This is a genomic window from Methylobacterium sp. AC315 (assembly GCF_979253755.1).
In genome coordinates this window covers 1-17,812 of sequence record NZ_CEEDEA010000032.1, presented here as the reverse complement: position 1 = coordinate 17,812, position 17,812 = coordinate 1, and the positions used below count along the sequence as shown (strand labels likewise).

15 protein-coding genes and 1 pseudogene are annotated in these 17,812 nt (G+C 65.4%); 9 read left to right on the top strand and 7 right to left on the bottom strand.

The features are described 5' to 3' along the window. Nucleotides 1–2: 2 nt before the first annotated feature. Nucleotides 3–1,055 carry an ABC transporter substrate-binding protein gene (locus tag AC0IY0_RS26745; RefSeq protein WP_147908351.1) on the bottom strand — a complete coding sequence of 351 codons (1,053 nt, stop codon included), beginning with the start codon at nt 1,053–1,055 and terminating at the stop codon, nt 3–5. 510 nt (nt 1,056–1,565) lie between these two features. On the opposite strand from AC0IY0_RS26745, the gene AC0IY0_RS26740 reads away from it, so the two are divergent. From AC0IY0_RS26740 to AC0IY0_RS26715, 6 genes are read left to right on the top strand one after another with little or no spacing between them, the layout of a single operon-like run. Then, nucleotides 1,566–2,792 carry a transporter substrate-binding protein gene (locus AC0IY0_RS26740; RefSeq protein ID WP_419828859.1) on the top strand — a complete coding sequence of 409 codons (1,227 nt, stop codon included), beginning with the start codon at nt 1,566–1,568 and terminating at the stop codon, nt 2,790–2,792. Further along, nucleotides 2,785–4,461 carry an urea ABC transporter permease subunit UrtB gene (gene urtB / locus AC0IY0_RS26735; protein WP_471766188.1) on the top strand — a complete coding sequence of 559 codons (1,677 nt, stop codon included), beginning with the start codon at nt 2,785–2,787 and terminating at the stop codon, nt 4,459–4,461. The genes AC0IY0_RS26740 and urtB overlap by 8 nt, the downstream gene beginning before the upstream one ends. After that, nucleotides 4,458–5,558 (top strand): urea ABC transporter permease subunit UrtC, encoded by a 1,101-nt coding sequence (urtC, locus tag AC0IY0_RS26730; RefSeq protein ID WP_471766187.1) that lies wholly within the window; start codon nt 4,458–4,460, stop codon nt 5,556–5,558. The genes urtB and urtC overlap by 4 nt, the downstream gene beginning before the upstream one ends. Beyond that, nucleotides 5,555–6,265 carry an ATP-binding cassette domain-containing protein gene (locus tag AC0IY0_RS26725; RefSeq protein WP_244039817.1) on the top strand — a complete coding sequence of 237 codons (711 nt, stop codon included), beginning with the start codon at nt 5,555–5,557 and terminating at the stop codon, nt 6,263–6,265. The genes urtC and AC0IY0_RS26725 overlap by 4 nt, the downstream gene beginning before the upstream one ends. Further along, on the top strand, nt 6,262–6,969 hold the full coding sequence (gene urtE, locus AC0IY0_RS26720; protein WP_147938772.1) for an urea ABC transporter ATP-binding subunit UrtE: 708 nt from the start codon (nt 6,262–6,264) through the stop codon (nt 6,967–6,969). The genes AC0IY0_RS26725 and urtE overlap by 4 nt, the downstream gene beginning before the upstream one ends. Before the next feature lie 20 nt (nt 6,970–6,989). Further along, a complete protein-coding gene (locus AC0IY0_RS26715) occupies nt 6,990–7,952 on the top strand; it encodes an acetamidase/formamidase family protein (RefSeq protein WP_147855409.1) in 963 nt (320 codons plus the stop codon). Between the two features lie 53 nt (nt 7,953–8,005). Here AC0IY0_RS26715 and AC0IY0_RS26710 read toward each other — a convergent pair whose 3' ends face one another. From AC0IY0_RS26710 to AC0IY0_RS26695, 4 genes are all read right to left on the bottom strand, one after another. After that, a complete protein-coding gene (locus AC0IY0_RS26710; protein WP_461230420.1) occupies nt 8,006–8,368 on the bottom strand; it encodes a transposase in 363 nt (120 codons plus the stop codon). Between the two features lie 518 nt (nt 8,369–8,886). Continuing rightward, nucleotides 8,887–9,462 (bottom strand): PilZ domain-containing protein, encoded by a 576-nt coding sequence (locus tag AC0IY0_RS26705; protein ID WP_419828855.1) that lies wholly within the window; start codon nt 9,460–9,462, stop codon nt 8,887–8,889. Next, complete coding sequence (locus AC0IY0_RS26700) at nt 9,459–9,728, bottom strand: hypothetical protein (RefSeq protein WP_471766186.1); 270 nt, start codon at nt 9,726–9,728, stop codon at nt 9,459–9,461. Before AC0IY0_RS26700 ends, AC0IY0_RS26705 begins: the two co-directional genes overlap by 4 nt. Nucleotides 9,729–9,811: 83 nt before the next feature. Next, nucleotides 9,812–12,199 (bottom strand): bifunctional diguanylate cyclase/phosphodiesterase, encoded by a 2,388-nt coding sequence (locus tag AC0IY0_RS26695; protein WP_471766185.1) that lies wholly within the window; start codon nt 12,197–12,199, stop codon nt 9,812–9,814. 233 nt (nt 12,200–12,432) lie between these two features. Between AC0IY0_RS26695 and AC0IY0_RS26690 the strand changes: the two genes are divergently transcribed. Next, nucleotides 12,433–13,179 carry a dienelactone hydrolase family protein gene (locus AC0IY0_RS26690; RefSeq protein WP_471766184.1) on the top strand — a complete coding sequence of 249 codons (747 nt, stop codon included), beginning with the start codon at nt 12,433–12,435 and terminating at the stop codon, nt 13,177–13,179. A 180-nt stretch (nt 13,180–13,359) separates the two neighbouring features. Further along, nucleotides 13,360–14,124, top strand: coding sequence for a hypothetical protein (locus AC0IY0_RS26685; protein WP_471766183.1), 765 nt, complete (start codon nt 13,360–13,362; stop codon nt 14,122–14,124). 151 nt (nt 14,125–14,275) lie between these two features. Here the strand turns inward: AC0IY0_RS26685 and AC0IY0_RS26680 are convergent, their stop codons facing one another. Next, a complete protein-coding gene (locus AC0IY0_RS26680) occupies nt 14,276–14,701 on the bottom strand; it encodes a VOC family protein (RefSeq protein ID WP_471766182.1) in 426 nt (141 codons plus the stop codon). 1,092 nt (nt 14,702–15,793) lie between these two features. Here AC0IY0_RS26680 and AC0IY0_RS26675 point away from each other — a divergent pair. Further along, a pseudogene (locus AC0IY0_RS26675) lies at nt 15,794–16,897 on the top strand (IS5 family transposase). 90 nt (nt 16,898–16,987) lie between these two features. Here the strand turns inward: AC0IY0_RS26675 and AC0IY0_RS26670 are convergent. Then, nucleotides 16,988–17,725: a hypothetical protein gene (locus tag AC0IY0_RS26670; RefSeq protein ID WP_471766195.1), complete on the bottom strand. Its 738-nt coding sequence runs from the start codon at nt 17,723–17,725 to the stop codon at nt 16,988–16,990. Between the last annotated feature and the right edge of the window lie 87 nt (nt 17,726–17,812).

Sequence of the window (17,812 nt, the reverse complement as noted above, 5' to 3'; positions counted from 1 at the left end):
GCTCAGGCCGACTTCAGCTTGAGCTTGCCGTAGAGCTCCGGGTTTTCGGCGATGACCTGTTCCAGCAGGGTCCAGTCGATCGCGTCGCGGCCGGGCTTCTTCTTGATGTAGCCCATCTCGGCGACGGAATCGGTCCGGTCGAGGATGAACTGCGTCTGGTTGCGGGCGTCCACCACCGAGGGCTGCCGGCCCATGGCGAGTTGGGCGTTGCTCATCGAGGTCTTGTAGTAGGAGCCGACGAGCTTGTTCAGGGCGGTCTGAGGGTCGCCCTCTGCCACGGCCTGGGCCTTCATCATGCCTTTGATCAGGGCTTTGACTGCCGCTGGGTTCTTGGAGATCAGCTCATTGCGCACGGCGAGCACGCAGTCAGTATAGCCCTTGCCGTAGATGTCGGTGCCGTCGGAGAGCTTTACGGCGCCCTTCACGTCGGTCAACAGCGCCGTGCCGTAGGGCTCGATCGTGGAGATGATGTCGAGGGCGCCGGCGCGGAACGCCTCCACGGCCTCCGGGGTCGAGCCCATGTAGCGGACCGTAATGTCCTTGAAGGCGACGCCATTCTTCTTCAGCCAGTCGTAGGGCAGCACTTCGAGCGTATCGAGCTGGAAGGTGCCGAGCGTCTTGCCCTTGAGCTTCTCCGGACTGTCGAGGCCCGGCTGGGCTACGAGCACGCAGCCCTCGATGCCGCCGCCCGCCACAATTTTCACCGGGGCACCCGCATCGTAGAGTGCCATGAAGCTGGTGTAGGGCATCACGCCGGCATCGACCTGACCCATCCCGAGGAAGGTGACCTGATCGGAGAAGGTCGGCGTGTTCACGAAGTCGATGGTGAGACCGTCGTCCTTGGCGAGCTGCATCGCCTCGGCCAGGAAGAAGTTCAGGTTGCAGAAGCCGGTCCCGTGCGTCGCTCGGATACCGTTGGCCGCCATCGCATGGCCGATCGTGCCGGGCCCGACGGCGAGCGTGAGCGCCGCGGCGGTTCCGCCGAGGAAGCGTCTGCGGGTGGGTTTGAACTGCGAGAAATCAGGAACGCGATAATCGCCGTGACGGTCGCACATATCGGCTCTCCTCAGGAGGCGGATGTCGGAGTCTTTCAGGCGGTGCGCCGGCTCCCGGCCGGACGCGCGACGATGTCGAGGTCGTGACGGGGGCAGAGCGGTCGAGGAGATCCGGTCACCCGGCAGCTCTCAGTATCGACGGCACGCCAACCCGTAGTCGCCGCTCTACGCGACGCTGCGCTAGCGAGCTCCTCACAAGAAGCGTGCCATTCGCGACCGAATACGTCCGATGAGACGCGCTTCGGCGGACCCAGACATCCCTGCGCGTCGGCGATGGGGCGGGGTGCGCCCGCCGTCGTGATGTTGAAGACGTCGCGTCCCGGTTCAGGCGGCGGAGAAGCTCGTATTCAATACGATAATTTTGACGTTCTCCGATGAATACCGCCATCCACGCGCGCAAGTGCCGCTAATATGCGCAAAGTCCTCGCCGGACTGCGGCCTCTTTCCCCTTCCCGTCGACCGGACGGCGGCCGACAATCGGATGGCCAATCCACGGGAGCTTCGGGATCGATGACGCATCTCACGCGGCGCAGCTTCGTCGGCGCAGCGGCGCTGCTCGCGGCACCAGCCCTCATCCGCCCATCCTTCGCAGCCGACCCGGTCAAGCTCGGGTGCCTGTTCTCGTCCTCCGGCACGATGGCCAATCTCGAGGGCCGGCTGAACCACGTCGTTCGCATGGCCGCCGACGAGATCAACGGACGCGGCGGCGTCAACGGCCGCCAGATCGAGGTCCTGACTTCCGATCCCGCCTCGGACTGGCCGCTCTACGCCCAGGTCGGCCGGCAAATGCTTCAACAGGAGAAGGTCGCGGCCCTGTTCGGCTGCTGGACCTCCGTGTCCCGCAAGTCGGTGCTGCCGGTCGTCGAGCAGAACGACGGGCTGCTGTTCTACCCGCTCCACTTCGAGGGCGACGAGAATTCAAAGAATGTCGTCTACATGAACTCGCCGCCCGCGAGTTCCGTGCTGCCGGCGGTCGATTACCTGATGGGCCCCGAAGGAGTCGGCGCAAAGCGCTTCTTCATGATCGGTTCGGACTACGTCTGGCCGCGCACGATCAACAAGCAATTGAAGGGGTACTGGAAGAGCAAGGGCATCCCGGAGACCGCGTGGCGCGAGGAGTACGTGCCATTCGGCTTCTCGAATTTCCAGACGCTCGTGAACCAGGTGCGCAGCTTCGCCAGCCAGCCCGGCGGCCAAGCGATTGTGGTGCTTACCGTCGTCGGATCCTCGATCCCAGATTTCCTGCGTGAATTCGCCAACCAGGGCGTCACCGCCACCGACGTGCCGATCCTCGGCCTCGACATGGTGGAGGCCGATCTCGAAGGGCTCGATACCGCCAAGCTCGTCGGCCACCTGAACTGCTGGGCCTATCTCCAGGCCGCCAAGGGCGAACGGAACAAGAAATTCCTTGGCGACTGGGCCGCCTACGTGAAGGCCAAGAACGTCCCGTTCAGCGCCGACACAGTCATCGATCCGATGGTCTCAGCCTACGACAGCGTCCATCTCTGGGCGCTCGCCGCCGCCAAGGCGGGCTCCTTCGCAGTACCGGAGGTGCGCCAAGCCTTCGCGAACCTCAGCTTCGACGATCCGTCGGGCTACACGCTGACCATGACGGGCGAGAACAACTACGTCTCCCGCGGCGTCTTCATCGGCTCGGTCAACGAGAAGCGCGGCTTCGACGTGCTCTGGCAATCTGCCGACGCGCCGAAGCCGGTCCCGTTCAGCCCCTATGGCTGATCCGAGGGGGCGTCCTCGCCAGGCAGGCCTGCCGCCCTGGTACCTGGCGCCCTGGTACCCGGCGTTCTGGTACCTGGCGCTCCTGTGTCTGGCGCTCCCGGCAATGCCGGCCTTTGCAGCGCCGCTCGACCGGGCGATACTTGCCGGGGCCTTGTGCGGGGATGGCGCGGCACAGGTTGGGGCGGCAGAGGGCCTCGTCCGCGCCGGCGGCGATCTGCCGGCCGACGACCTCGCCTACGCCGGGCGGCTCCTCGGCGCCCTCGTCGAGCGTCGCCTCGCCTGCTTGCCGGACGGTGCCTTGCTGCTCGCGGGCCAGAACGCGCCGGAGGGCCAGGACGCCGTGACCGGCGCGCGCCGGCCGGCCGCGGAGGCGCGCGCGCCGGTCCTCGGCCTACGCCAACGTGCCGCCGTCGAGACGGCGCGCGGCGTCGTGGCCCTGCTCACGGAGGGGACGCCCGCCGCTCGCGCCGTCGGTCTTGCCGTCCTGGAACGGCGCATCACCATCGTTCCGGCAGCGGTGCTCGACCGGGCACGGGATGCGGAGAGTGATGCTGCGCTGAAGGGTACGATCGCCAGCCTCGCCGAGGCGGCCGCCCTGTCCTCGCCCGATCCGGTCCGACGCCGGGCGGCGATCGCCGCCGTGGCCGCGAGCCCGTCCGGGGCTGCCGCGGCGCGGCTTGACGCTTTGAAGAGCGACCCTGCCTACCGTGCCGACCCGGCCTTCCGGGTCGCCCTCGATGCGGGTCTGGCCCAGGTCCGGCGCGCGGTCGCGATCGGCGATGGTCTCGCAATCGTCTACAACGGGCTGAGCTTCGCAAGCATCCTGTTCATGGCGGCGGCCGGGCTCGCCATCATCTTCGGGCTCATGGGCGTGATCAATCTCGCCCAGGGCGAGTTCATCATGCTCGGTGCCTACACCACTTATGGCGTTCAGGAGGCCTTCCGCCGGTTTGTCCCAGGACTGCTTGACCTCTACCTCGTGGCGGCAATCCCGTTGGCTTTCGTGGCGGTCGCTCTGGTGGGCATCGGCGTCGAGGCGCTGGTCCTACGCCACCTCTACCGGCGACCGCTGATGAGCCTGCTCGCAACCTGGGCGGTGAGCCTGTTTATGGTCAACCTCGTGCGCGTCACCGTCGGCACGCAGAACCTTCAGTTTTCGATGCCCGCCTACGTCAGCGGTGGCGTACCGGTCTATGCCGACTTCGTCATGACCTGGAACCGGCTCTTCGCGATCGGCTTTGCGGGGGCCACCCTCATTCTGACGCTGCTGATCCTGCGCCGCACGCCGCTCGGGCTCGACATCCGCGCCGTGACACAGAACCGCGACATGGCCGCCTGCCTCGGCCTGCCGACCCGCCGGATCGACCGCCTTGCCTTCGGCCTCGGCTCGGGCCTGGCTGGGCTCGCCGGAGTGGCACTCTGCCCGATCTACAGCGTCAATCCCGGTATGGGTTCGGGCTTCATCGTCGACAGCTTCATGGTCGTGGTGCTGGGCGGCGTCGGAAGCCTCATCGGGACCCTCGTGGCGGCAGTCGCGGTCGGCGGCGCCAACGTGCTGATCGAACCGATTTCCGGTGCGGTCGCCGCCAAGGTGATCGTGCTCGTCGGCATCATCCTGTTCCTGCAGCGACGGCCCGAGGGCCTGTTCGCCGTCCGGCGACGGCGATGAACGGCGCGATGCAGACCATCCGGGCGCGCCCCGCCGGACCGGCGCTACGCGCCGTACGCGATCCCCTGGTGGCCGGGCTTGTGGTCCTCTGCCTCGTGGCCGCCGCAGCGCTCCTCGCAGCGCCCCCCGCCCCGTATCTCGTCAACGCTCTGGGCCAACTCGCCGCCTTCGCGATCCTCGCCGTGTCCCTCGACCTGGTCTGGGGCTATCTCGGAATCCTGAGCCTTGGGCATGGGTTGTTCTTCGCCATCGGCGGCTACGTCTGCGCCATGCACCTGCTGGCCCACGGCGCAGCCGTGACCGGCGTCCTGCCGGACTTCGTGCAGTTCATGGGCTGGAAGACCCTGCCGACCTATTGGGCGGGCCTCGACCTCGCCGCCTACGCGTTCGTCCTCGCCCTTGCGCTCGCCGGCCTCGTCGCCTTCGTATTCGGGCTTGCCTCGTTCCGCTCGCGGGTCAACGGCGTCTACTTCTCGATCATCAGCCAAGCTCTCGTCTACGTCGCGATGCTGTTGATGTACCGCAACGATACCGGGCTCGGCGGCAACAACGGCATGACCGGCTTCCCGCTGCTGTTCGGCTGGCCGATGGGCTCGCCGCGCGTGGGCACCGGGCTGGCCGTCGCCGCCCTCCTGACGCTGGCGGCGGTGCTCGCCGGAACGCGGCTTCTCGTCGGCGGCGCCGTCGGACGGCGAATGCTCGCCTGCCGAGACGACGAGATCCGCCTGCGCACTCTTGGTTACAGCACCACGCGGCTGAAGCTCGGGATCTGGTGCCTCTCAGCCATGATCGCCGCGCTCGCGGGCATCCTGTACGTGCCGCAGGTCGGCATCATCAACCCGCGCGTTCTGGCCCCCGACCTTTCCATCGAGATCGCCGTCTGGGTGGCGGTTGGCGGGCTGGGGCGGCTCGGCGGGGCGGTGATCGGCGCCGTTCTCGTCAACGGCCTGAAGTTCTGGCTCAGCGCAGCGATGCCGGAAGCGTGGCCCTTCATCCTGTCCGGGCTGGTGCTCCTCGTGGTGCTGGTCCTGCCGAACGGCCTCCTCGACCTGGCGGCCCTGCGCCCGCGCCCGATTTGGTTGCGGAGGGGGCGATGAGCGCACTCGTGGTCGACGCCCTGACCGTCGCCTTCGGCCGCTTCACGGCGCTCGACGCCGTCTCGCTCGCGGTCGATCAGGGCGAAGTGCGGGCTGTGATCGGCCCGAACGGCGCTGGCAAAACCACGTTGCTCGATGTGATTTCCGGGATCACCAAACCGGTTTCCGGCCGGGTGATGCTGGGCGATTCTATCGACCTGACGAAGTGCTCGGAGGCCGAGATCGCCCGGGCCGGCGTGCGGCGGAAGTTCCAGAAGCCCAGCGTCTTCCCGGCACTCACCGTACGCGAGAACATCGAGATGGGCTGCGGACCCGCCTTGAAGGCGCGCGCCCGCGTCGCCCGCGTGGCCGCCGTTCTCGACGAGATCAGCCTTGCCCCACGGGCCGCCGTGCAGGCCGGCGCCCTCGCGCATGGCGAGAAGCAGTGGTTGGAAATCGGCATGGTGCTCGCCGCCGAGCCCGCGCTCCTCCTCCTCGACGAGCCCGTGGCCGGCCTCTCCGACGCCGAGACAGCCCAGACCGCCGCGCTGATCCGGGACCTGCGCCGGCCGGACCGCGCGATCCTGGTGATCGAGCACGACATGGCCTTCGTCGAGGCCATCGCCGACCGGGTGACGGTGCTGCACGAGGGCCGCACGCTCTACGAGGGCAGCATGCAGGGTGCCCGCGGCGATGCCCGCGTGATCGAGGTCTTCCTCGGCCGATGACGCATGCACCCGCACGCCTCGCCGTCGAGGGGCTCGATCAGCATTACGGCAGCGCGCAGGTGCTGCGCGGGGTCGGCTTCGCGGTCGAGCCGGGGCGCTGCCTTGCCGTTCTCGGCCGCAACGGCGCCGGCAAGACCACGCTTCTGCGCTGCCTCACCGGCCTGATCCCGGCGAGCCAAGGCCGGATCGCCCTCGACGGGACCGAACTGACGCGCCTGTCCTCGGACCGGCGCGCCCGGACAGGCCTCGCCTACGTGCCGCAGGGGCGCGAGATCTTCCCCGACCTGACCGTCGCCGAGAACATGCGGGTCGCGGCCCGGGCCCACGGCCTCGGGCGGACCGACGCGGTGGACGAGGCGGTCACCCTGTTCCCGGCGCTTCGCGACCTCTGGCACCGTCCGGGGGGCAACCTATCGGGTGGCCAGCAGCAGCAGCTCGCCATTGCCCGAGCGCTCGCCACACGGCCCCGCGCCTTGCTGCTCGACGAGCCGACGGAAGGCATCCAGCCCTCGATCGTCGCCGCCATCGAGGCGGTGATCGCCGGGCTCAAAGGGCGGATCACCGTGCTGCTCGTGGAGCAGTATCTCGATTTCGCCCTTCGGGTCGGCGACGCCGTGGTGGTGTTGTCCCGGGGTAGCGTCGTCGTGCGCGGTGACCCCGCCACGCTGAACCACGAGATCCTTACCCGTCACATCGCCATCTGACGGACAACCCAGGAGACGCCGTGTCCGCCCATCACGAGATCCCCGCCACGCCCGAAACGATGGTGCTCGGCTACTTCGACGCCGCCTTGCCGCCCGTGCTGACGGTCGCCTCGGGCGACACCGTCACGCTGCACTCGCATCCGGCGGGTGGACGTGAGTCGCTCCACCCCGACCCGGCCCGCGTGCCGCCAGACCTGCTGCACGCCCTCGACACGCTGGAGCGCGGCCCCGGCCCGCACTTCGTCACCGGCCCGGTCCACGTGCAGGGCGCCGAGCCCGGAGACATGCTGCAGATCGACATCCTCGACCTGAAGTTCCGCCTCGACTGGGGCTTCGTGGCGATCCTGCCGCTGCTCGGCACCTTGCCGGACGAGTTCACCGACTACGAGACAGTCCACGCCGACATCGACACGGCGCGCGGTGTTTGCCGCCTGCCCTGGGGCACGGAACTGCCCCTCGACCCGTTCTTCGGCATCATGGGGACCGCACCACCTGCCGCCTGGGGTCGGGTCGGGACGCCGGTGCCCCGCGCGTTCGGCGGCAACATGGATAACAAGGAGATGCGGGTCGGTACGAGCCTCTACCTCCCGGTGTTCAACCCCGGCGGCGGCTTCTACGCGGGCGACGGCCACGGCGTGCAGGGCGACGGCGAGGTCTGCATCACCGCCCTGGAGACGGGGCTAAGCGGCACCTTCCGGCTCACTGTGCGCAAGGACCTTCCGGGCGCGTGGCCCTTCGCCGAGACGCCCGCCGACCTGATGTCGATCGGCCTGCACGAGAGCCTCGACGAGGCCATGCGCCAAGCCGTGCGGGAGATGGTCCGCCTCGTCTGCGCGCGTACGCGCCTCACCCGCAACCAGGCCTATATGCTTTGCTCGCTCGCCGGGAACCTGCGGATCACCCAGACTGTCGACGGCAACAAGGGCGTGCACATGATGATGCCCAAATCGGCCCTCGAGTCGGCGCCATCCGGATTGGTCTGAGGCTGGAAACACGGGACCGCGACACGCCGACCCTGACTACGGGATTCCGGCGTTCAGTTGGCGCTTCGAACGAAGGCAAACCTGCCGACACAGGCGTGGGCGCCGCGGTAGCGCGGGCCTTGATGCAGGGCCACGCGCTCCGTCGATGTCGGTTGCGTTGGCTCCGCGCGCAACGGCTGCATGAGCAGGGCAGCGCGGAGTCGCTGCACCTCGGCCCGGAGGCCGGCATTCTCCCGCTCGACCTGATCGAGCCGGACCAGGCCCGCAGGCATCAGCCCGCCGAGCCGACGACGCCAGCGGTAGAAGGTGCCGAGCGAGACATGGGCGCTCGCGCAGATGTCGGCGATGGGGATGCCCCGCGCGGCCTCGTCCAGCAGGAAGGCGATTTCCTGATCCGTGTGCAGGGATCGACGCATGCGGAATCTCCGGATTCGGCAGCCATGAGTGCATCCAGCGAGCGCAGGAGGAGCAAGAAGCGGACCGGCTTCGACGCCTCGGTTCCGAAGTTTTTACAGGTGCCAGCATCGGCGCACCCGCTTGGCAGACACCGCCTCGCGCAGCCAGCGTCCAGCTCTGTGTTTTGCTTCGCACGAGACTGCGGACATTTTTTGTAAGCGCCTGGATTTGCGCCGCGGCTGCGGCATGTCCGGTTGTTGATTCCAGGCGCTCTAAAGCAGCCGTTCTGCGTTCGGCCAGACTACGCCATGCCGGATCGCCGACCCGCGCCAAAGCGGTCGTTCGGCTCTGCGCCCATCCCAGTCATTCAAGCGGTCTTGGCAGCTCCCTCAAAGCAGACATTGCGCGTCACGGCCTTTACGCCGAGCCATTCACATAAGAGCGACTTTCAGTACCCGCGAAGCTCGGATTTAATCTTGATCATTGACGTCATGGATCACAGTCGCTGATATGTACGCGACAGCCTAAACACCGCGCCTCAAAGCACAGTGTGCTCGCCGACCGCCGCGTCCTCGAGCGGTTCGAGAAAGGCCACGCCGACGCCTCGCTCAATTCGACGCGCGACTGTCGCCTGACGGCGCCCAACTCGAATTATTTCGCCCAGCGCTGGAGCAGTATCCAATGAGAGCGCCACGCCCGAGGCCGACAGGTTCAGGATCTGCGCCGGCACGCGCCGACCATCCGCCAGTTCGACCTCTACGGCCGTGCGCTCTGGAACGATCCGTCGGTGAACCCGCACGACCTCGGACAACTTCGCTTGCCGGCGCGCCAGCTCGATGAAGCGTCGCGCCACGTCGCCGGGTGAAGGAGTCGTGCCGACGACGCGCACGGCAAAGTCGCAGCTCCCCGCCCACACGACACGAACCTGAATGGATCCAATGTCACGGATGTTGCAGATTAAACGCTCGTCGACCACCGGCAGCGTTGCTGATCGCAGTCTCAACCCTTCAGACGAGATGTCCACAGTGACCGCGTGGAACTCGGATCCGTCGCTGCGAAGGCACAGAGCGGGGACGACGACGGGGTGCCGAGCGGCGGCTCGACGCTCGCTCATGCGTCGATCGCCGCAGCGACAGGACAGTAAGCACCCCCGAGCGAGCCGGCGATTGGACCTACCAGATCGTTCAAGATTGCCAGTGCTTTCGCAGACATGAGCTGCCGGTAGGGCTGCCGGTCGATCAGCGTTGCATAAACCTTCCAGATCGAAGCTATCGCCTGGTCGAGGTCGTGCATACGGCAGGCGTCGACCGCGCTGAGGGCGCGTACAGGGCACTCGCCACGGCGCGGGGCATCCGTGATCAGCGCGAGATGGCTCACCATACATCGACTTTCTGAGTTCTAGCTCACACGGTTAGAACCGACGGCCTCGTGCCGCTCCCCGCCGCGACGCATTTGAAACTGCGCTAGGCTACCAAGGCGTGACGGTCGCTATCAGATCGAGCACCATGCGTGTGCTCATTGAAAGTCTTGATCGCAGCGGGTCGGCCCATCAGGTAGCCCTGTGCCGATTGGCAGTTCTCGCCTGCCAGGAAGCTCAACTCCGCCTGCGTCTCGACTCCCTCGGCGAGAACCGGAAGTCCCAGACCGCGGCCGAGCCCGAGAACCGACCGCACGATCGCGGCCGTCTGCTCGTTGAGATCGACCGCCCGGATGAAAGAGCCGTCGATCTTGATCTTGTCGAACGGGTAGGCGCGCAAGTTCGACAGGGACGAGTAACCGGTCCCGAAATCGTCCATTGCGATGCGGACTCCGAGAGCCTTCAGCTGGCGCAGGGTGGACTGGGCCCGACCAGGATCACGGATGAGTGCCGTCTCGGTGATCTCGATCTCCAAGCGATTGGGCTTGAGCCCAGTCTGGAACAGGACTTCGTGAACGAGCTGGGCGAAGTGCGGCGCGTGTAGCTGCACGGCGGAGACGTTGACGGCAATCGTGAGTGGGTTCGGCCAGCTCGTCGCCTCACGACAAGCTTCCCGCAACACCCACTCGCCGATCTGCAGGATCGCGCTGCTCTCCTCCGCGATCGGGATGAACACGCCAGGCGAAACTGGACCGCGCTGGGGATGCTGCCAACGCAGCAGCACCTCGAAGCCGAGTACGGTACCGGTCTGCACGTCGGTCTGAGGCTGGTAGACGAGGTGCATCTCGCCGCGGGCCACGGCGTGGCGCATGTCGTGTTCGAGGAGGCGCCGCTCTCGAACCTGCGTACCCAGCTTGGCTTCAAAGAAGCGGTAAGTGCCTCGACCCTCGGCCTTGGCTTTGTAGAGCGCCGTGTCGGCGTAGCTCAGGAGCAGCGCGCGCTCATCCGCGTCGTCCGGGTAGAGGGCGATACCGATGCTGGTGGCGATCATCGGACCGGTGGCATCGGCGCTGCTGCTGCGCAGCGCTTCTAGGACCTGCTCGGCCAGGCGCCCGGCTGCGACCGCTTGCTCGCAGGGGATCAGGATCGCGAACTCGTCGCCGCCAAGACGGGCCATCAACTGCGTCTCGTCGAGGAGTGTCGTGACGGAGCGGGCGACGGTGACCAGCATGGTGTCACCGGCCGCGTGACCGAAGAGATCGTTGACCTCTTTGAACCGATCGAGGTCGAGGCAGAGAACCGCGAGCTTTCGGCCGGTCGCTTCGGCGACCTTCAGCTCCTGGTCGAGGCGTTGATTGAAGCTCGCGCGATTGGCGAGCCCGGTGAGCGCGTCGTGATGGGCGAGGAACTCGATCTGTCCCTCGGCCCGTCGCCGAGCGCGCAGGTCGCGCACGGCGACCGCGTAGTGCGGCTGGTTGCCGTAGGTGACCGGACGCATGATCAACTCGACGGGGATCGTGCCATCGTCCGCGCGCGTCAGCTCGGCATCGATCAGCTGATCCGACGGTTCAGTCAGCGCGAGGCGGGTTGCAGCTTCGGGCAGGAACCGCGACAGCGCAGCCCCGGTGAGTTCAGTCGCAGCGAGGCCAACGAGTTTGCCGAAGCTGTCGTTGGCGCTGATGATGAGGTCACCCCGGCACACGACCAGTCCTTCGACGGCCGCGTTGGCGAGGCTGTGTAGGCGATCCCGTTCCAGCGCCACGTGGCGCCGGTCGCGGATGTCGAGGGCCAGCGCCGCACTTGCGAGGAACAGGATGGCGAGGCTCGCCAGGGCGATGCCGACCGCAAGCCAGCGGGCCGGGATGGCACTCTCTGAGATCAGGACGCTCGGATCAGGAACGATCGTGACCGCACCCATGGCGATGAAGTGGTGGCTGCAGATCGCGAGCAGGAGCAACAGCGCGCCAGTCGTGCGCCCGCGCAGGCTCTCGCCTACGAGGGCGACCGGGAGGGCAACGCTGCCAAGCACACCGCCGAGGATCAATGAAGCCGCCACGAGGGCGGGGTCCCATATGATGTGACCAGCGATCTCGAACGCGGCCATCCCGGTGTAGTGCATGGCCGCAATGCCGAGCCCCAGGATCGCGCCGCCGAGCGTGGCTGCGAACGGGATGGCGCGAGCGAGCGCGATGGTAAGGCCAAGCCCGGTCATGGCGATGGCGTAGACGAGCGAGAGGCTGGTCAGGCCGACGTGATAGGCGCTCGGCAGGCCTGGCTCGAACGCAAGCATCGCGATGAAGTGTGTCGCCCAGATGCCGGAGCCACCGGCCACAGCCGCGACGCCGAGCCAGATCGCGCGCATCCGCGGGCTTGCTTTGCCAGCGTGGCGCAGCAGCTCGACGCATGTGATCGCAGCGAGCGCACACATGACAGCCGCCAGACCGACGAGCCAAAAATCATGTGAGTCCGAGAAACAGCCAATAACCTTAAGCATGCGATGTAACCAAGCAGGTATAATGATACTATCCTTGGCATGCACGCGTTTTTAGATCGTTAATCTTGAACGGGATGTGACTTATGGTATATTATGTCTAAACCCTATTTATTATCCAACCACAGATTGCAGGCCATAGAAGGGTAACTGGATCAAATGGTTTGTGGTCCATTGGCTGACGGTCGCCAGTGGTTCAAAGCGGACATCGCAGACGTCCCGCCGAGGAGCCCCTCATGCCAATCGAACAAGTCACGATCCGGACACGCGATGGCGATTGCCCTTCGCACGTGGCGATCCCCGCCAGCGGCGGACCATGGCCCGCGGTGATCGTCTACATGGACGCCGGCGGTATCCGGCCGGCGATGCTCGACATGGCACAGCAACTCGCTGCCTCTGGCTACATCGTCCTGCTGCCGGATCTCTTCTACCGCTACGGACCCTACGGGCCATTCGTGCCCAAGGAGGTGTTCGCAGGTGACTTTCGCGCCGTCCTCGGGCCGCTCATGGCTACAACCAGTCCCCTCAAGGCCGCGGAAGATGCAGAGGCCATGCTCGCTTATCTCGACACGCGCGACGACGTCAAAGGTCGGGCGGTCGGGGTGGTGGGCTTCTGCATGGGCGGCGGCATGGCCTTAGCCACAGCGGGAACCTACCCCGAGCGGTTCGCTGCAGCCGCAAGCTTTCACGGGGGCAATCTCGCGACCGATGCGCCCACGAGCCCCCACCTGTTCGCGCCGAAGCTGAGGGCGGAGGTCTATATTGGCGCTGCCGAGAACGACGGCAGCTACCCGCCTGCGATGGCCGAGCGGCTGCAGCGATCTCTGACGGAGGCCTGCGTACGCTATACATCGCAAACGTATCCAGCCGCGCACGGTTGGATGATGCCGGACTTTCCAGTCTACGATCATGCCGCTGCCGAGCGTGGCTGGAGCGCAATGCTCACGCTCTTTGGGCGAACCCTGTACGGCGGCGAAAGATGACGCGTGGCCCTGATCCAACATTTCCTTACTCGGCAGGCAGTGGAATGGTCTGAACGGCAAGATCGGGTCGGTAGGAGATCGTTTGCTTTCCCGGCAGCCTTGCCCCGAAGCGGACAGACCGCAATCGGCCAATCTGGCCCTTTCTAACGCGATCAGATCGCAGGCAAGCAGAGCTTCCGAATGCCAGCGGCGACCGACCGTTGTGGACATCCGGAAATCGCCGTATGCGCGATGGCGATGCCCAGGCGATCAACGCGCACCATCCGGTACGATAGCCTCTTTGACGAGGTCAGCTTGCGGCTCCCGCTGTTCGAGGGCCTCTCGGTCGACAACATTCAGCATCTCTCAGCCTTGGGATTCGGTCGCGGTTTCCTGACGGCCTCCCTCCGAGCCCGCCTGCGCAAAGCAGGATTTCGCGACCTATCTCATTTGGCTCAGTCTTCCCCGGAAGAGATTGCTCGAGTCAGGAAGTTTGGACCGGTCCGGGTCGAGCTTATTCGGACGTTCATCCTCGGTGAGATTGCACATTGGCTGCCGAGCGCACGTCAGACGCACGCAGTCGCGGCTACCCGGGAACGCAGGCTCGAGCTGCTGCGCGAAACGCAAATCGAACGTCTGGCACTGGACGCCGACACAATCGCAGCGCTCGGGTTCGCTGGCGGCTCTTGTGCGGATATGGCCGGCCGTTCGCGCCTCAACCTCCTCGGCACAGGAATTGTGACGCCCATCGAGGTAGACCATTTCGTCATGACGCTCGCCCGTTTTCTGGGAGCGTGCAAAACGACCGCTCGTTGCCCCGGCGACGGGGCCCGGGAAGCGCTGTCAGCGGAAATGGAGACCATCGAGGCCCGTCGTGCCGCATTGCTGGCGGACCAAGATCGTGAATGGGAGGAGGCAGCTCCCGCCAGAGATCGTCGTCGGAGTGGCACGGTTCGGAGGGTTTAGGGCAACGATGACGCGGGGGCACGGCAGAATCGTGAGGACGTGGTCAAGCCAGGCAGTATCGATCACAGAGTTGGATCAAGCTATCCGCAAGCGGCCCCTCTGAATTTGGGAGAAGGGTTGCAATCGGACATGGCCTTCGCGCGCAGGGAGACTACGCGGGCAGGACGAGACAGCCATCGTCAGCGAGGATGAAATCCGGGTTCCAAGCGACCTCCCACAGGAAACCGTCCAGATCGCAGAAATGCCCGTGATGGCCGCCCCAGACTGCATCTTGCGCGTGTCGCGTGATCTGTCCACCGAGAGCTTCCACCTGCGCGAGCACCCTGCCCACCTCGTCACGGCTGCGTGTGTTGTAGGCGAGCGTGAAGCCCTGAGAGGGCCGGTTCTCCAAGGGCACGCCAGTGTCCTCGGCGAGGTCGGCACGCGGATACAGCGACAGGCCCAAGCCGCCGAGTTGAAAGAAGGCGACACCCTGCGCCAACCGCACGCGCCGGGGCCATCCCAACCCTTCGTAGAAGGCAGTCGCTCGACCGAGATCGGCGACGCCGAGTGTGATGAGGCTCAGTCGTGGTTCCAAGGCCGATGCCCTCCGGCCGTAGGCGCGAAGCCTCTATGGGCCTCTGTCGGTGACAGCCGTCAAGGTCCGCTCCCGGTCGTGAGTCACCGTTGGGTCGCTGCCAGAAAGCCGACGTTCGGCAGTGCGCCCATTCCGGCTATTCGGCGGCCTATGACGGCATCCCGATAGCGGACATGTCAGAGACACTGGTCCTCGCATCACAGGTGCACAGGTGTGCATGAAAAATGAATCTTTATGAAGCATTTTGCAGCGTTTCGAACGGTTTCGGAATGCTTCGAGTTGCTCCGTTTTCCGTGAGAGGATCACAATAGCTGCGTTTTAGATCCTGGGGTATGGACACGGACCACCTTCGATCGGGCTTGGCACGACTTGCCTCGGACCTGAACTTGGCAGGAGAGCCGATCGCGCTCGATGCCGTGGTCGCGCGTCATCTGCCGCTACTCAGCGAAGCGCGCGCGGCGCGGCTACGCTGGACAAGCCTCACGAGGCTTCTCGCCGAAGCAGGGGCACGACGCCCGGACGGAGGTGCCATCTCGGCCGATCAGCTCCGCGCGAGCTATTCGCGGGCTGCTCGTCATCGCCTTCGCGTTCAAACGGTACCTGCCGAGAGGGCTTAGGCCCAGGTTTGGGCAACGAGGCGTCTTCCGAGCGCGGGCTTCGTTGAACGATTCGCGGTGGCGCCTTCTGAGCCGACCGAGGCCGGAGGCGTCGAACCTCCGGGCCAGCGACGCTCGGAGCGATCCGACCGGACGGCGGATCCGGAGCTGACCGATACCGAACTCGCGTCGGTTCGAGCCCGCCTTGGGCAGACAAACCGGTAAAGTCATTTCCTAAGCAAAAAGGTATCCCTGTGGCATTTCGCAGCAATACAGCGTCCAATGACGATGTATGTGATCTGCGGCCCTGGGAGCAGTACGACCTGATCGACGATCAGCTTGTTGTCACACCAGGCCGCAGTAGCCTCGACTGCGTTATTTATTTCGATCCGCATCGGCGAGAGTCTCTCGACTTCGATCGGACACCTCGAAATACCCCCTTCCGTACGGTGCGGTGTCGTGATTCCCTGATGCTGTCGGCGTTGGGGAGGCTCGGATGGGTCAGCCAGGGTTCTTCGATCTGGATGAGCGCTATCAGCGTCTGTCGGAGAACGGCGACCCGCTGGTGAAGCTCGCGGCCTTGATCGACTTCGAGGCTTTCCGCCCGAAGTTGGCCACCGCACTGAAGCGGTCCGATGGGTCGAAGGGGGGCCGCCCGCCCTACGACCCGGTCCTGATGTTCAAGATCCTGGTCCTTCAGACACTCTACACGCTCTCGGACGACGCCACCGAGTTCCAGATCCGGGATCGGCTCTCGTTCATGCGCTTCCTCGGTCTCGGCTTCGAGGATGGCGTGCCCGACGCCAAGACGGTGTGGCTGTTCCGGAGGCACCTGACCCGGGCCGGCGCGATCGACGAGCTGTTTGCAGCCTTCGACGCCTGGTTGAAGGGCAAGGGTTACCTCGCGATGTCGGGCCAGATCATCGATGCCTCGATCATCGCGGCTCCGCGTCAGCGCAACACCGATGCGGAGAAGGCGGCCCTCAGGGAGGGCAAGATCCCTGACGCGTGGGCGGCCAAACCGAAGAAGCTGGCGCGAGATGAGATCGCGATGCCTGCTGGACCTTGAAGCGGGCCAAGGCGCGGCCCGCAAAGGCGGACGGCACCAAGGCCAAGGTCGAGATCGCCGTTCCGATGTTCGGCTACAAGACCCACGTCTCGATCGACCGCAGGCACGGGTTCGTCCGCCGCTTCACCGTGACCAGCGCGGCCGCCCACGACGGGGCACAACTAGCCAACGTCCTCGACGCGACCAACACGGCGAGCGACGTATGGGCCGATACCGCCGACCGCTCGAAGACTAACGAAGCGCATCTCGCCAAGAATGGCCGGCGCTCGAAGGTCCACTTCCGGCGGCAGCCCGGCCTCGATCTGACGCCGACGCAGCGCAAGGCCAACCGCGCCCGCTCCAAGGTCCGCTCGGCCGTCGATCCTTCGACAGGCTCAGGATGAGACGGTGTTCGCCGGGCAGAAGCACCGCTTCGGCCTGTTCGTACGCACGATCGGTTTGGCCCGAGCCCGGACCAAGATCGGGCTCGCCAATCTCGCCTACAACCTCAAGCGCTTCCTTTGGATCGAAACCCGGCCGGTGGCGGCCTGAGGGACGCTCGGGATAGCCCCCTGAGCTCGTTCACGACCACCGCCAGATTACCAGAACGCCAGTCCAATCACGCCAAAGCTGCGAGTGGCGTCAAATCGACGGGTAAACCCCGCAATTATAGGGTTCTTCGAGGTGTCCCTTCGTATCAGCACGGCTGTCGCGGAACGATACGGCGGCAAGCTCTTGAACGATCTTCTGGAAGGTCTTGGCATTCTTTAGATAGAAATCTTCTCGAATAACGTCGCCGTAAGGGGTCTTTTTCTTGACGTCGTCGAGCATCGAGACCGCCGCCGTCTTCAATTGTTCGGCTTGGACGTCAGGTTTTTCGGCCAACTCGTGAAAGCGATACGTGTACGTGAGGGTCGCGCCTTCGCTGTCCGCTTTTTCTTCGAGCAGTTTGAGAAGAATGATCTTCGCGAAGTCGGTAAACGCGCGATCTTCGTTCCGCTCGATTTTCCGAATGGTGTTGTGGCAGCGGGCAAAAAGAGCGTTAAGCTGTTTTAGGGGCAGGCCGGGCCTGAACGGCAGCGACGAATCTTTCGCCGGCGGCACCTCGGTAAGTGTCGGGTCTTTTCGAAGCGCCTTCAGGGCGTCCGGAAGTTCTTTCTTGCTAGGAATTTTATCGCTTAGCTTGCCGTTCCAGCGGATGCGCTTCCCGGACGCGGAATTGTAGCTCTCGAACTGAGTGCCATTCGTCAGGACGACAAAAGGAGCTTTCACGTCAGCGCCGTAGGCGACGGCTTGGTCACGGTCTTTTTGGGAAAGGGTCTTCGCGATGCGTTTCGCCTCAACGAGGAAAGCGATTTTCCCCGAATGGCGGACGAGAATATCGACGATACCTAGTGCACTGACTCAGACGGATGGTTCAGGGGCTCGATTGAGGGCGTCGAAGATGGCGGCGGCGGGCTTGGTCCA

Bases quoted from the DNA above. Each gene is read 5' to 3' on its own strand.
- AC0IY0_RS26745 (WP_147908351.1), bottom strand. From the start codon at position 1,055: ATGTGCGACCGTCACGGCGATTATCGCGTTCCTGATTTCTCGCAGTTC.
- AC0IY0_RS26740 (WP_419828859.1), top strand. From the start codon at position 1,566: ATGACGCATCTCACGCGGCGCAGCTTCGTCGGCGCAGCGGCGCTGCTC.
- urtB (WP_471766188.1), top strand. From the start codon at position 2,785: ATGGCTGATCCGAGGGGGCGTCCTCGCCAGGCAGGCCTGCCGCCCTGG.
- urtC (WP_471766187.1), top strand. From the start codon at position 4,458: ATGAACGGCGCGATGCAGACCATCCGGGCGCGCCCCGCCGGACCGGCG.
- AC0IY0_RS26725 (WP_244039817.1), top strand. From the start codon at position 5,555: ATGAGCGCACTCGTGGTCGACGCCCTGACCGTCGCCTTCGGCCGCTTC.
- urtE (WP_147938772.1), top strand. From the start codon at position 6,262: ATGACGCATGCACCCGCACGCCTCGCCGTCGAGGGGCTCGATCAGCAT.
- AC0IY0_RS26710 (WP_461230420.1), bottom strand. From the start codon at position 8,368: ATGCGTCGATCCCTGCACACGGATCAGGAAATCGCCTTCCTGCTGGAC.
- AC0IY0_RS26705 (WP_419828855.1), bottom strand. From the start codon at position 9,462: ATGAGCGAGCGTCGAGCCGCCGCTCGGCACCCCGTCGTCGTCCCCGCT.
- AC0IY0_RS26700 (WP_471766186.1), bottom strand. From the start codon at position 9,728: ATGGTGAGCCATCTCGCGCTGATCACGGATGCCCCGCGCCGTGGCGAG.
- AC0IY0_RS26695 (WP_471766185.1), bottom strand. From the start codon at position 12,199: ATGCTTAAGGTTATTGGCTGTTTCTCGGACTCACATGATTTTTGGCTC.
- AC0IY0_RS26690 (WP_471766184.1), top strand. From the start codon at position 12,433: ATGCCAATCGAACAAGTCACGATCCGGACACGCGATGGCGATTGCCCT.
- AC0IY0_RS26685 (WP_471766183.1), top strand. From the start codon at position 13,360: ATGCCAGCGGCGACCGACCGTTGTGGACATCCGGAAATCGCCGTATGC.